Below are 14,472 nucleotides of genomic sequence, written 5' to 3' on the forward strand. Positions count from 1 at the left end.
AATTAATGGATACTCGCCTCCTTGCCAAAAATGCCACCGCTTTAGGAATCTCCAGCATTCTGGCCAAATCCATTGCTGCTGTCCTGGGTATCCTGGTTACCCGCTATTTAGGCCCGGAATCTTATGGTGATTACTCCACAGCCTATGCTTATGTAGGAACCTTCATTCTCTTTGCCGAGTTGGGAATCAGCCAGCTGATGGTTCAGGAAGGAGCCAAGGATCCTGCTGTTCTGCCCCGGTATTTCGGCAACACCCTTTTGCTGAAGACCCTGCTCTGCGTCTTATGTTATCTGGCCATGCTGGTCTTTATGTTTCCGGCAGGATACAATGAAACCGTAAGACTGATGATCGTCTTTGTGGGAGTTGCCGTCTGCTTTAATGCCATCAATCAATCGATTTATAATTATTATCAGGCTGTACAAAAGATCTATCTCTCCGCATCCTTTCAATTTCTCACCACTCTGCTGATCGCCCTTTTTACCATCATCGTTCTGGTGGCCGGGTTAGGTGTGGTCTCCATTACCTTTGCCCATCTGTTCAGTTACATCATCATTACCATCCTCCTCTATCTGGCTCTGCGGAAAGAAATCAAACCCCGGACGGATCTTCCCCATCTGGCAGGAATGGTTTGGAATGGGCTGCCTTTTGGGGTGCACCGGATTTTCTATTACCTTTTTACCCAATTCAGTATTCTTATCCTCTCTTTAACCGTCAGCAATGTGGAAGTAGGGATCTTCTCCGCGGCCTATAAACTGGTTCTGATTTTGATCTTTATTCCCAGTCTCATGACCAGTGCTCTCTATCCCATCCTTTACCAATTGGGAGATACGGACCGGAGCCAGCATCAGAATGTGATCGAAAAGGTCTTCAAGGTCCTGTCTGCTGTGGGCATTGCCGGCAGTATGCTGATGTTTGTCCTGGCGGGACCCCTGATGGAATGGTTATATGACGGGAAATTCAATGAAGCCATTCCCATTTTCATGATTGTGGCCTGGCTGCTGGCCTTGGAGTGTATGAGTTTTTCTCTGGGCGACATTCTTACCACCACCGGCCGCCAAATGCAAAGAACCCTGGTTCAGGGGCTGGCTCTGCTGCTGCTTACAGTGCTGACCTATGCTTTAAACCCTGTAATGGGTATTTACGGAGCTGCTTATGCAGTCATTATCGCTGAGGTCTTTATCTTTTTCGCCTATTATTACATGATCAGAAAGAATGTCTATAAGATTCGCATCTGGCGGCAGCTGCCCGGCACATTGATCTCCTCTTTGCTTATGGCGGGAACCGCCTGGCTCTTGATTGGCTTTCATCCCCTGCTCTCCGCTTCCGTGGCCGGGGTGGTCTTTTGCCTGGCCATTGCCATCCTGGATAAGGATTTCCGCAGAATCGGTGTATACATTCTAAAACGTGTGACAGGAGGCCGATAACCCATGATTCAGTGGACAGTATTGCTGTTAACCCTCCTCGCTCTTGGTCTTCTCATTGTGAAAAAGCCCCTTTGGCTGATTTCCTTATTGGCAGCCGCCGTGGCCTTGGAGATCTCCAGCACCTGGTATCCGGATCTTGGTATCCTGGAAAAGGTTTTGGGGGAAGTTTCTCTGACACGCTTTACCAGTATCAGCATTGTTCTGGCGGCTTGTTTACGCGTGTTTTTCGAAGTGGAGATACGGGCCAGGCTTATTGCCTTTTTCAAGGACCCGGTAACCTTGATTCTATTGCTTTATATAGCCTATGGGGCTTTAAGCTTAGTATATTCAGCAGATATGGGCAATACTGTAAAGGAAATCCTGCGCCTCCTGGTGCTTTTTGCCGTGTTTCTCTCGATTGCCCTGCTTCTGGATCAGGACTCCATTCTTCTGCCTTTCCACGGGATTCATCTCGCTGCCTTGGCCCTGCTGCCGCTGGCCCTTTATGAAGGTATCTCCGGAAACCTAATCTGGCAGGGAGAGAACCTCTTAAAAGAACATACCTTACGGGTTAACGCCACTTTTGTCGACCCCAATATTTATGCCCGTTTTCTCATTTTGGGCATCGTGGCTAACTTCGTCATCCAGATCTTTACTCACAACCGGCGGATTAAGCTTATTTATTGGGCATGCCTGCCTCTTTTACTGATCCAGCTGCTTTTGACAGGTTCCCGGGGAGGTATCCTGACCTTAGGGATGGTGCTGGTGCTGGCCCTTTTCTTCCTGCCCAATAAAAAGAACACCCTTTACTTTTTAGGTGCCTGTGCCTTGGGTGCTGGAGTGCTGCTCTTGATTCGTCCTGAAATCTGGGAACGGATGCTTTTGTTTACTCAGGATCTGGAGGTGTCCAGCCCGCAACGCTTATACCTCTGGCAAGCCGGGATTGCCATTTTTACGGATCACCCCTGGCTCGGTACAGGTTTAGGCAGTTTCCAGACGGTCTTTCTCCAGGATTACATCCATCTGAAAAATATTCCCGACGGAGCGACCTTATCCCATACCACCATCCTGACCATTGCCTCTGAACTGGGAGTATTAGGGCTTCTGGTCTTAACTGCACTATGGGTGGCTATCTTGGGCCGTCTCTATACCTTATACAACCTAAATCGAGCCCACCTCAGCGTCTTCAGCGAAACCAATGAAAAATACTCCGTGGCCGCCGGCTACTTCCTCTGGGCTATGACCGTGTTCATCAGCTCCCAGGGGGAAGGCCGCTTCTTTGAGGATCCCGTCCTCTGGCTCAGCTGTGCCGGCCTCGTCTTCCTGCGCTTACGGCAGGAAAGCTATCGGTACAGAGTAAGTGAATAGACCCGAATTTAAGTTTAGGAGATACCCACAATGCGTATTCTGCTGCTAACTCAATATTTCCCACCGGAAAAAGGAGCTGCCCAGGTCCGCCTTTGGGAGCTGGCCAAAGGCTTGCATCATCAAGGCCATGAGGTTACCGTTGTCACTGCCTTCCCTAATCATCCCACCGGAATCATCCCTGAGGAATACCAAGGAAAGCGGTTTATGCAGGAAGAGATGGCAGGGGTCAAAGTGCTGCGGACCTGGATCTACCCTGTAAAGAGAGGCCGGTTCTGGCTGCGCCTGCTTAATTATTTTTCCTTTGTCTTTTCTTCCCTCTCTGGTATTGCCCGTTCCGGCCAACAGGATCTGATCATTGTGGAGTCCCCGCCCCTTTTTATTGGCTTCTCCGCCATGTTTGCCTCCTGGCTGAAAAAGGCGCCCTATATCTTCAATGTCTCTGATCTTTGGCCGGAATCTGCTGTGCAGCTGGGACTGGTCACCAACCAAACCATTATCCGGGCCACCGAATGGTTGGAGGGATATTTCTACAAAAAAGCGTATAAGCTATCTGCACAAACCCAAGGCATCGTAACGGGTCTGCAACGCAAAAACGTTCCCCCGGAGGATATCCTCTTTCTCCCCAATGGCGTGGATACGGAGCTTTTTCAACCACGGCCAAAGGATCAGAATCTGGAAAAAAATCTGGGGCTTGCAGGCAAAACCGTGATCCTCTATGCGGGAACTATGGGCTATGCCCACGGTATAGAAACCGCTTTGGAAGCGGCGGATATCTTACGAAATGATGAGGAGCTCTTCTTTCTTTTCGTGGGAGATGGCTCCGAGCGTCCCAGGCTGGAGGAGATAGCCCGGGAGAAAAAGCTGCCTAATGTGCGTTTTATCGATTTTCAGCCCTTAGAAGTTATCCCCCGCTATTACTCCCTCAGCAGTATTAATCTCTCCACCTTGAGGCGGTACAAGCTCTCTGAAGGGGTACGCCCTTCAAAGGTCTTCCCCGCTCTGGCCAGCGGTCAGCCTCTCATCTATGTGGGTGAGGGAGAAGGCGCCGAGATCGTTAAGGAAAGCGGGGGCGGCGTGGTTCTGGAACCCGAGAATCCTGAACTTCTGGCCCGCACCATCCTCGAGCTGAAAAGGGATCCCGAAGGATGCCGGGCGATGGCTGGGCAAGGGCGGGCTTATGTAATAGAACATTATTCCTGGAACAGCCTCATTCGCAATTGGCTGAAGCAGCTGGACTCAAGTAAGGAGGCAAACTGATGGGCTTTAAACGCCTTTTGGACCTCATCATCGCCATACCGTTGCTTATACTTATCTCACCCCTTTGGCTTTTCATTGTAATCTGGATTAAAGTGGATTCGCCGGGCCCGGCTATTTTTCGCCAGCAGCGGATAGGCCTTAAAGGAGAGCCTTTTACCATTTATAAATTCCGCACCATGGTACCGGATGCGGATCGAGTGATGAAAGCCAAGATCGAGCAGCTGAAAAAAGAAGGCAAATTCAATGCGGATGAATTTGTTTTCCAGGAAAAAGATGATCCCAGGATTACGGGAAGCGGCCGCTTTTTGCGCAAAACCAGCCTTGATGAACTTCCCCAGCTCCTCAATATCGTCAATGGAACCATGAGCTTGGTGGGGCCTCGCCCTGAGGTGCCGGAGATTGTGGAGCAATACACCCCTGAACAACGCCAAAGGCTGAATATGCCTCCCGGCGTCACCGGCCTGGCCCAGATCAATGGCCGCAGCGCCTTGACCTTGACCGAGACCTTAAAGTATGATGTTCAGTATGTGAAGAACTGGTCCCCGGGGGCGGATATTAAGATTCTCTGGAAAACTATTTTTGTCGTGCTCCTGGGGAAGGATGCGTATTAAGCAAAGAAAAGCGACCTTATTCTACTTTTGCAGTACAATAAGGTCGTTCTTTATTATCGTACAATTCCTTAATCGGCGCTCCCTACGATAGCAACAAGATATCTTCCCGCTCTTTGGCCAGGAGCTGCATTGCTTCGGTAAACCCGCTTATACTAAACAAAACGTACCAGTTTTTTCGTTGGTTTTGTTTCCAGGCAACGGCTTCTGCCTTTTTTGCCAGGGTATAAAAAACATCAGTGTCAACAGGCTTTTCATGATACTTGCATTCACCAAAAATCATATCTGAACCCTTCATATCATAGGCGACAATATCGATTTCTGTTTGGTTATTCCACCAACGCCCGGCTTTGCTAAAGTAAAAGGGCCACTGTCCTTGACTATTCATCTGCCATAATTTACTCAGGCAAACATCTTCATAAACATAGGCCACATGGTTATCGATGAAGTTCTGCCGGATTTTTTGCATAACGATGTCGTCCTGGTCTCGTTCCAAAAAGCTTTGATTAGCATAAACAAATCGAAACCAAAAGCTAATGAAATTGTCTTTGATCTTATACAAACCACGTTTGCTTTTCTCCGGATGCTCCTCAGTAATGGGGACCTGGCGTTCTAAAATATCGAGATCGATAAGTGTCTTAAGATACTTGGAAAGGCCTGTCTGCTTCACTGCCAAAGTGGCGGCTATTTTTGATAACTTCTGGTTGCCTGCCGCTATAGCCTTAATCACTGAAAAATAGCTTCCTATCTCTGAGACTTCATTTTGCAGGAGAAAATAGGGCTCTTCATATAAAAAGCTGGCTCTATCCAGGATATTTTTTCTTATAGCCGTATAAATGTCACTCTCACTTTGAAACTGTTCAATGTATTTAGGCACACCACCCGTCACCGCATAGAGTTCGATGAGCTCTTTTTCGTTTTTGTTGGTAAAGAAGTTCTTATAATAACAAAAATCAATTTGTCTAAGTTTTATTTGCCCAGTCCTTCTCCCATATAAAGGGCTACTATAAACTAAGGTTTGGGATTCCATCATCGTAATTAGAGAACCACACAATACAACCATAATATTTTTATCCATCAACATGGTATCCCATATCTTTTGCATAACGGATGGAAAGGCTGGATTCGTTTTCCCTAAATACTGAAACTCATCAATAACTATAAGCAACTTGGTTTTTGGAGGATATTCTACTAACATGTTAAATATGACTGCCCAGTCATTAACTGTCGCCGTCTTCAATAAAGAATTCTGCAAAAAGTCTGCGACCATATCTTTAAACCCATTGCGATTTTCGCTTTCTGCCTCTTGGGTTGCCAAAAAGTAGATACTTGTCTTATCTGCCATGAACTTTGTTAAGAGTGCCGTCTTGCCGACACGTCTTCTTCCGTAGAGAACCACTAAAGATGAGCCATCCCGTTCATACTCTCTATTTAAAAAACCTAATTCGTCTTGCCGATCGATAAACTTCTTCATGAATACTACCTCCCAAGAATATTATACCCCAAATTATTATAATTTAAAGTATAATAATTTATTTATGATTTGTTTGAACTGCATGGCATAGTTGCTGAAATTTGGAGTACAAAAAAGTCAAGAGACGACTCAACTACAAGTACATCCCTTGACTTTTTTATCGATATAGAGCCTAGTCCTCCGGAAGCAATTCTTCTTCAGACACTTCCCTTAGCTCTTTGGCCGGGAAACCTTTGACCACACGTTTGGCCCCGGTATCCTTGGTCACCAATGCTCCTGCTGCCACAAAGGTCTCAGGGGCGACCCTGATTCCCGGCAAAAGAATGGCGCCGCCGCCGATCCGGGCCCCCCGGCAAATGGTCGGGCCTTTGATGGATTTAAAGCGCTTTTCTGTTCTGCCCATATAGTTGTCGTTGGTGGTGGTCACCATGGGAGCGATGAAAACCCGCTCTTCCAGTTCCATATAAGCGGTTATGTAAGAACCGGTCTGGATCTTGGTATAATCTCCGATGCGGGTATCGTTTTCCACTGCCGCACCGCTGCCGATAACCACGTTTTTACCGATGGTGCAGCGTTCGCGAACCAAAGCTCCGTCCCCCAGAAAGGCCTGATCTCCGTAAGTGGTCCCGGCATAGAGCACTGCAGAGCAGCCTATAGTGTAACCGTTCCCCATCTTCAGGGGGGATAAATCCGCCTGGGCTTTCACAGTGCTGGTCGCCGCCGCTTTCGGAAAACGTCCGACGGAAGCACTGCTCCCGATAAAACCCTCTTCACCCAACACTGCCCGGGGATAGATCGCAGCATGCTCCCCGATGCGAGTCCCTGCCCCGATGCGTGCTTCGGAGCCAATGCTCACATGAGCGGCTATCTGACAGCCTTCTCCCAGGATCGCTCCGGCGGCAACCGTGACATGGTGGCCTAAAGAAGTGCCTGCGCCGATGACAGCTCCCTCTTCGATAACACAGCCCACACCCAGAGTGACCTGATCACCCAAGGTAACATGAGCCTGGATCACACAAAAGGGTGAAACCGTTACACTGGCAGGGATCTTAGCCGTAGTATCGATGTAGACAGGGGCACTTTGGTAAGCCGGTCTTTCCGCTTCGATAGGTTGATCCGCTTTAATATATTGATCCGACATAGGTATGACCTCATTTCAAGAGTCTTTAAAAGCAGGCCCAGCTGGACCGCTGAATGCAGCTTCACGCATAAAAGCGCACGATTTTCCCAGAGAGGCGATCCGGCAAAGCCAGGAACCCTACTCAGACAAAGGAAAGACCACAGGCTCCTTTGTCTCCTGGCATTTATAAATAGCCAGGATGATCTCCATGGCCTTCCGCCCCTCTTCCCCGGGAATAGCCGGTGTCCGATCCTCGCGGATAGCATCGATCATATCCTTCATCACTTCCCGGTGGCCAAATCCGTAGACATTGGGGGGATCATTTTCCTGACTGTCAAAGATCTGTTTTTTCTCCTCTTCACTGTCGGGGAACTCCCAGGTCTCAATGCGGTTCACCGCAATTCCGCCCACCATGACGGACCCGGTTTCCCCAAAGATGTTCAGTGTCTCTTCGATATTTTTAGGATAAATAGTCGAAGCCGCCTCGATCACACCCAGAGCACCGTTTTTAAATTTGATGACAGCAACCCCTACATCCTCCATCTCGATTTTGCGCAGGGCAGTGCGGGTATAGCCAAAGACCGACTCCACAGGACCCAGGGTCCATTGCAGCAGGTCAATATTATGTATCGACTGGTTCATGAGAACGCCACCGTCCTGGAGCTTCGTCCCCCGCCAGGGGGCTTGGGCATAGTAGGCATCATTGCGGTTCCAGCGCACGGTAGCCTGTCCGTGGGTCAGCTTGCCGAACCGGCCTTCTTCCAGGGCTTGGCGCATAAGTTTAATGGATTTGTTATAGCGGTTTTGATGGATAACCGACAATTTGACCCCTTCCTCATGGCAGGTGCGAATCAGCTCGTCGGCACTTGCCAAAGTCATGGCCATGGGTTTTTCGACCATGACATGTTTGCCGGCTTTGGCACAGGTGATGCCGATGGGTGCATGAAGATCCGATTCTGTAGCGATGGTTACGACATCGATCTCTTCCTTTGCCAGCATCTCCTCATAAGAGGTATAGGGCTTGGCACCGTATTTATCGGCAAAGGCTTGGGCTCTCTCCGGAATAATGTCACAGACTGCCACTAACTCGGCCTCTTCTAAGGCTACGATGGATTCCGCATGCTTGGGGGCAATCCTTCCACAGCCAATAATGGCAAAGCGCATTTTCTTATCCATAGTCTCACTCCTTAAACAATTCAGCTTATACGAAAGTCTTCCGCAGACTATGCGGCAATTGACTCCATTTATTATAGCATTCATGATGGCCTTCATGGGATGAAGTTTCTTTTAAAAAGGGGAATCTTGCGATTCCCCTTAAGCTTTAGGACTTTTGTATTTGCAAAACGGTACCTGTCCCCATGATTCACGCTTTAGATTTTGACGATCTTTTCTCTGTTGTTCTCGACGCCTCTGGTGGCGTTGCGGGTATCCACGATGAGGGGGGCCTTTTCTGCGACCCGCTCATAGTCGACAACACTGTGGTCGGTGAGGATGAGGACGCAGTCTGCAGCAGCCAGGGCTTCGTCGGTCAGCTCAGTGTTTTCCAGATGGACTGTGGAGCCGCCGTGAGGCTCGATAACCGGGATATAGGGGTCATGGTAGGCGATATTGGCTCCGTTTTTCCTGAGCAGCTCCATGATCTTAAGGGCCGGTGACTCACGGACATCGTCGATATCTTTTTTATAGGCTACCCCAAGGATAAGAACTTTGGCATCCTTAAGGCTCTTATTTTCATTATTGAGAGCACGAATGACTTTATTGATCACATGGTAGGAGACTTCGACATTGATCTCGCCGGCCAGCTCGATAAAGCGGGTGTGGAAGTCGTACTCGCGGGCTTTCCAGGTCAGGTAGAAAGGATCGATAGGAATGCAGTGTCCGCCCACTCCCGGGCCGGGCCAGAAGGTTTGAATCCCAAAGGGTTTGGTTCCTGCGGCCTCCACTACTTCCCAGATATCGATGCCCATGCGATCACAAAGCAGCATCAGCTCATTGACCAAAGCGATGTTCACGGCACGGTAAGTATTCTCAAAGACTTTAGTGAGCTCCGCGGCAGCCGGTGAGGATACGGGAACCACATTGACGATGGTCTGAGCATAGAAGGTATAGGCGACTTCCAGACAGACTGGGGTCATACCCCCCACAACTTTTGAGGTATTGTTGGTGGTAAAGCGTTTGTTGCCTGGATCGACCCGCTCCGGTGAGAAGGCCAGGAAAAAGTCTTTGCCCACTTTAAGGCCGCTTTGTTCCAGCATGGGCAGAATGACTTCCTCAGTGGTGCCGGGATAGGTGGTGCTTTCTAAAGTTACCAGCTGTCCGGGCTTGAGGTATTTGGCGATCTGCTCGGAAGAGGCCTGAATATAGGAGATATCCGGATCCCGGGTGATGGTCAGAGGGGTAGGGACACAGATGACAACCACATCGCACTCAGCGAGTTTCGCGTAATCCGTGGTCGCTGTGATCATTCCTTTTTGGGTCAGTTCCAGAAGTTCCTCATCTTTGACATCAGCGATGTAATTGTCTCCGGCGTTGACTTTAGCTACGCGAGCGGCGTTAATATCAAACCCGATGACTGAGAAGCCTACTTTTCCCTTTTCTACGGCTAAGGGGAGTCCTACATAACCAAGACCGATAACCCCCACTGTTGCAGAATGGTCCTGGAGCTTGTCTTTTAGATTCTTTGCTAAAACATCTTCACTGGTAATGACTTCTTTCATACGCAACATGAAATTTTTTCCCCCTTATTGATTGGCAACTGCCTTGGAAGCTTGCTTTCTAAATGTAGGCACAATGGCTTGTAACTGTCCCATAACTTCTTCCCGGGTGAGATAGGAGCCCCGCTCACGGATGAGGTGGATAAGTTCCTCAAGCTGTGAAACATTGATATTATTGGGTTTGGCTACGAAAATCCGTTTATGTTTCGTCGCTGAAGTCCCTTCTTCTGCGGTAAGGAGTTCTTCAAAGAGTTTTTCACCGGGGCGCATCCCTGTGAATTTAATCTTGATATCCACATCCGGTTCAAACCCGGAGAGGCGGATGAGATCCCGGGCAAGATCCAGAATCTTGACCGGCTGACCCATATCCAGGATAAAAATCTCCCCCCCCTGAGCCATGGAGCCGGCTTGAATCACCAGCTGGGAGGCTTCAGGTATGGTCATAAAGTAGCGAACCATATCGGGATGAGTGACTGTAACCGGCCCGCCTTTGGCAATCTGACGCTTAAAGGTGGGAATAACGCTTCCCCGGCTGCCCAGTACATTGCCAAAACGTACCGCCACATACTTGGTGTCAGAACGCTTGTCCATGCTCTGGATCACCATCTCCGCCACCCGCTTGGTGGCCCCCATGATACTGGTGGGATTGACTGCCTTATCGGTGGAAATCAGGACAAAGGTCTTGACCTTGGCGGCATCCGCTGCCTCGGCCAGATTGCTGGTACCCATAATGTTATTTTTCATGGCCTCTTCCGGATTCTTTTCCATGAGAGGGACATGTTTATGGGCCGCGGCGTGGAACACCACACCCGGTTTATAGCGCTGGAAGACGAGATGGACTTTTTCCCGGTCCTTGATATCCAAAATCTCCGTGACCACATCCAACCCCGGGTTTTCCGAGCGCAGTTCCTGTTCGATGTCAAAGACGCTGTTTTCGCCATGGCCCACGATAACCAGTTTAGCCGGGTTAAAGCGGGCGACCTGCCGGCAAAGCTCCGAGCCGATGGACCCGCCGCCGCCGGTAATCAGGACCGCTTCACCTGCAAGGTAACCGGCTACATCCTCCAGATCGACGGTGACGGCTTCACGCCCCAGCAAATCCTCCACTTGAACCTGGCGGATTTCTTTGGTATCCACTTTACCGCTGACCACGTCGAACACACCGGGCATGATCTTCAGATCCACACCGGTTTTTTCGCAGATGCCCACGATCTCCCGGATGACGTCCCCGGAAGCCGAAGGCATGGCGATAATAATCTTATCAATATTATGGTTCTTAACGACCCGGGGGATATCCCGGCGGGTGCCTAAGACAGGAATCCCCATGAGCTGCAGTCTTTGCTTGGTGGCTGCATCATCGATATAGCCCACAGGACGGCCTTCCCGATAGTTTTTGTTTTTCAGCTCCCGGGCGGCCATCACTCCCGCATCCCCTGCGCCAATAATCAGGACTTGATTCTGAGAGCCGGGCACATGGGGAGTAAAAATATTGTCCTGAAGGATTCTCCAAATAAAACGGGAGCCGCCAATTAAGAAGAGAGTACTGAACCACATAAGAGCCGATACTGTATGGGGAAAACGCATGGGAGCAATGAAATACACTACGGTGATTGTCCCTGCTGCGGCGACGGTCACGGCAAAGATGATGGATATGAGCTCGCCAATGCTGGCATATTGCCAGAGCTTGTTATACAAGCCGAAAATATAGAACACACTTAAGTAAATCAGGGTTGCCGTCCAGGCGGAATGAGTCAGTGTGAGCAGATATTCCTCAGGTATGGTTCCGTCCCCATCCACAGCAAAACGAATATAAAAGCTTAAAAACACTGCCAGATTAATTAACACAGCGTCAATAACCATTAATAGTAGAGTCCTTTTGCGCAATATCATGGTAAAAATGATCCCTTCCCGGCAAACTATTTACACCGTTCTTCAGTTTACTATAGTTTCTGCCATTTTACAACATGACATACCTTGTCTGCGGGGGCGGGAAATGGCCCCTGCTCCATCTTAATCGGTCAGGTTGACGGCTACATAAGTATTTTCCAATAGCTCCTTAAGCTCGGCAACCTGCTCAGGGGATACCGCTCCCTCTCCCCCAAAGATATACGGCTGGGTTTCAAAATTACAGGGGTATTGGGCAATGGCATTTTTCAGCCGGGGATAATCCTCGATGGAGCTTTTAGGAAGCAGGATAACCGTGGCATTGAGGCGGGCGGCCAAAGCGGCACCGGCTAAGGCATCCGGGAATTCCTGCCCTGTAGCAAAGCATAAACCCTGGCTTTCTCCTGCAAAGGCCTCCGCTACTGCGGCCATGGTATCATAGCGGGAATCTCCAGATAAACGCACCAGTTGTGAGGAAGGTAAACTGAGCTGCTCTTGGATTGTATCTTGAATGGACAGGCTGATCGCCCCTTCCCCGCCAATCAGATACACCTTCTGCGGATTTAAATCTTTTAAGGCTTCCAAGGTTTCCCGGGGAAGAGTCTTTGCTTCTGTAAGGAGAATGGGCATTTGCTTGATTCCGGCGACAGAGGCGATACTGAGAGCATCGGGGAAGTTTTGTCCGGTGGCAAGAGCGACGGCTTCGATGGAACCCGCCGACAGAGACTGAGCTATTCCTGATGTAGCCAAGGCAATATTCGCTGCGGTCTCATAGCGATTGAGGCCGCTGACCCGTATCTGCCGCTCACTGTCCCAGCCTAAGTCTTCCAGCTTGGCTGATATTTTCCGGCTCAAGGCTCCTTCTCCACCCAGCAGGATCACTTTTTCCGGGCCTAAGACCATGATGGCTTCCGCCACCCGGGCTTCCAGAGCTTGACTGGAAGTCAAGAGAATAGGCGCGTCATATTGAGCTGCCAAAGGAGCGCCGGCCAAAGCATCGGGAAAATGATCAGCCCGGGCCAGGACGACAGTTCCCGCCCCGTCCGGCCATCCCTTTAAGGCTTGCTCAATGGCTGTATCAATCCGATCCTTGCCGGCTAAACGAATCAATTCCAAAGCTACAGGCGTTTGAGGCGGATCGGGTACTTCTTCTTCATAAGGAGGGTCTTGTGTATCGACAGGATTATTGGAATTATTGGGATCATCCGGATTTTTTGGCTCGTTTGAGTCACCGGGGTTGGCAGGCCCGCTGCCGGGGGTGTCCCCTGAATTGAGATCGCCGTAATGGATAGGTTCCGGAGTCATCCAGCTATCCGTCTTGAGGGGAATTCCCGCAGCGGGAAGCAGCTCCGCGGGAATGGGAGTAACCTCCACAGGATCGATGTACCGGGCTAAAAAGCCTTCCGGGTGAGCCAGAACGTTAAAAATTTTCTCTTGATAAGTCAGGGTATCAGGGCTTGTTGCGGCGAGAGTATTGGGGTTGTTTTTGTCCGTCCAGATATTATAGGCCCATAAGGCAAAATACCAGTTTTCCAGTTTATTGCGATCCCCGTCCCCGATGGTTGGTGTAAAACGCCATTTTTCATCGAGAAGTTCGGCACCCACGCGGAGGTTGAACATAATGTCCGTTTTAAGTTTATGGATGGTTTCGAGATCGTTATCATTATAGGTTGCCACCTGCATAATCCCAATGGCAGGATGCTCTGGTCTTGAAAACAAAGGGTTCCCTTCTTTATCGAATTGACGCCAGGAACTTTCTTTAAAGGCGATGGCTTTGAGTATTATGCTGGGGATTGCTTTTTCTTTGGCTACCTCTTCGATCATTTGATTGATCTCATCATAGGATGGATTAACATAGATATCGCACATTGTTTGAGATAAACTCTCCGGATTTGCCGCAGCATAAAGGGTGGCAGGCTGACTTAAAGTTTGCGTGGTTAATAAAGCACAAATCATCATACCGGTTATGGCATAGCGTCGAATCACGGCAACTCCTCCTAATTCGTGTCGATTTGTACTTATTTCAACATTTTCTCCTTGTTTCCTTCCTCAAAGTTGGAGATTCTGCGGAAATAATAAGGCCTGGTTCTGTTCTGCCGAAGAACAAAACCAGGCGATTCGTGGCGTGCTTTATCGTTTAAGCCTTAATGCTTATTATTTAACTACTCTTACATGGGCTGTTTCGATCTGCAAACGATCAAGCTTTCCCTTAATCTGATCCAATTCAGTAAAGATATGTTGATTGACATCCTTCTGAACTTCCCGGGCGTCAAATAAGGCCTGGATCTTAACATTAGTCTCATTCTCTAATGTTAGTTTAATGTGAGTCACTTCCGACGTCAGAGCTTCTTGTCCGATTTTTAAAGCTGTTACATCGTTCCTTAACTCTTCCTGACCGACTTTTAAGGCTGTTACATCGTCCCTCAATTCTTCCTGGCCGACTTTTAAGGCTGTTACATCGTTCCTTAATTCTTCCTGGCCGACTTTTAAGGCTGTTACATCGTTCCTTAATTCTTCCTGGCCTTTAAGCAGTTCACCCAAGATGCTTAAGATTTTCTCTTCCAACCCTAAGCCCTCCCCATCACTAAACAATTGGTATTCTACCAAGCCCATTTTAGCAAATTTTCATAACGAATGAAACAGG

Annotated in this window: 11 protein-coding genes; 4 read left to right on the forward strand and 7 right to left on the reverse strand. The window is 49.1% G+C overall.

What is annotated here, in order from left to right; genetic code table 11:
* Positions 1–5: 5 nt before the first annotated feature.
* The 4 genes from DHAF_RS22475 to DHAF_RS22490 are packed head-to-tail and all read left to right on the forward strand — an operon-like array spanning position 6 to position 4,639.
* On the forward strand, positions 6–1,424 hold the full coding sequence (locus DHAF_RS22475; protein ID WP_005817091.1) for an O-unit flippase Wzx: 1,419 nt from the start codon (positions 6–8) through the stop codon (positions 1,422–1,424).
* 3 nt (positions 1,425–1,427) lie between these two features.
* A complete protein-coding gene (locus DHAF_RS22480) occupies positions 1,428–2,771 on the forward strand; it encodes an O-antigen ligase family protein (protein WP_005817093.1) in 1,344 nt (447 codons plus the stop codon).
* Positions 2,772–2,801: 30 nt separating this feature from the next.
* Positions 2,802–4,028 carry a glycosyltransferase family 4 protein gene (locus tag DHAF_RS22485; protein ID WP_015945267.1) on the forward strand — a complete coding sequence of 409 codons (1,227 nt, stop codon included), beginning with the start codon at positions 2,802–2,804 and terminating at the stop codon, positions 4,026–4,028.
* Positions 4,028–4,639: a sugar transferase gene (locus DHAF_RS22490; RefSeq protein ID WP_015945268.1), complete on the forward strand. Its 612-nt coding sequence runs from the start codon at positions 4,028–4,030 to the stop codon at positions 4,637–4,639. The genes DHAF_RS22485 and DHAF_RS22490 overlap by 1 nt, the downstream gene beginning before the upstream one ends.
* A gap of 82 nt (positions 4,640–4,721) precedes the next feature.
* Here DHAF_RS22490 and DHAF_RS22495 read toward each other — a convergent pair whose 3' ends face one another.
* The 7 genes from DHAF_RS22495 to DHAF_RS22525 form a co-directional block, all read right to left on the reverse strand.
* Positions 4,722–6,110, reverse strand: coding sequence for an ATP-binding protein (locus DHAF_RS22495; RefSeq protein WP_015945269.1), 1,389 nt, complete (start codon positions 6,108–6,110; stop codon positions 4,722–4,724).
* 172 nt (positions 6,111–6,282) lie between these two features.
* Complete coding sequence (locus DHAF_RS22500; protein WP_015945270.1) at positions 6,283–7,251, reverse strand: N-acetyltransferase; 969 nt, start codon at positions 7,249–7,251, stop codon at positions 6,283–6,285.
* Between the two features lie 117 nt (positions 7,252–7,368).
* The gene (locus DHAF_RS22505) at positions 7,369–8,406 is read right to left on the reverse strand and encodes a Gfo/Idh/MocA family protein (protein ID WP_015945271.1); all 1,038 of its coding nucleotides are present in this window, start codon (positions 8,404–8,406) and stop codon (positions 7,369–7,371) included.
* 194 nt (positions 8,407–8,600) lie between these two features.
* Complete coding sequence (locus tag DHAF_RS22510) at positions 8,601–9,956, reverse strand: nucleotide sugar dehydrogenase (RefSeq protein ID WP_011461043.1); 1,356 nt, start codon at positions 9,954–9,956, stop codon at positions 8,601–8,603.
* Positions 9,957–9,971: 15 nt separating this feature from the next.
* The gene (locus tag DHAF_RS22515) at positions 9,972–11,834 is read right to left on the reverse strand and encodes a polysaccharide biosynthesis protein (RefSeq protein WP_041272023.1); all 1,863 of its coding nucleotides are present in this window, start codon (positions 11,832–11,834) and stop codon (positions 9,972–9,974) included.
* Positions 11,835–11,954: 120 nt separating this feature from the next.
* On the reverse strand, positions 11,955–13,814 hold the full coding sequence (locus tag DHAF_RS22520) for a cell wall-binding repeat-containing protein (RefSeq protein ID WP_015945273.1): 1,860 nt from the start codon (positions 13,812–13,814) through the stop codon (positions 11,955–11,957).
* Between the two features lie 168 nt (positions 13,815–13,982).
* Complete coding sequence (locus DHAF_RS22525) at positions 13,983–14,393, reverse strand: hypothetical protein (protein WP_015945274.1); 411 nt, start codon at positions 14,391–14,393, stop codon at positions 13,983–13,985.
* Positions 14,394–14,472: the final 79 nt, after the last annotated feature.

The organism is Desulfitobacterium hafniense DCB-2, assembly GCF_000021925.1.
GTDB classification, from domain to species: Bacteria; Bacillota; Desulfitobacteriia; order Desulfitobacteriales; family Desulfitobacteriaceae; genus Desulfitobacterium; species Desulfitobacterium hafniense.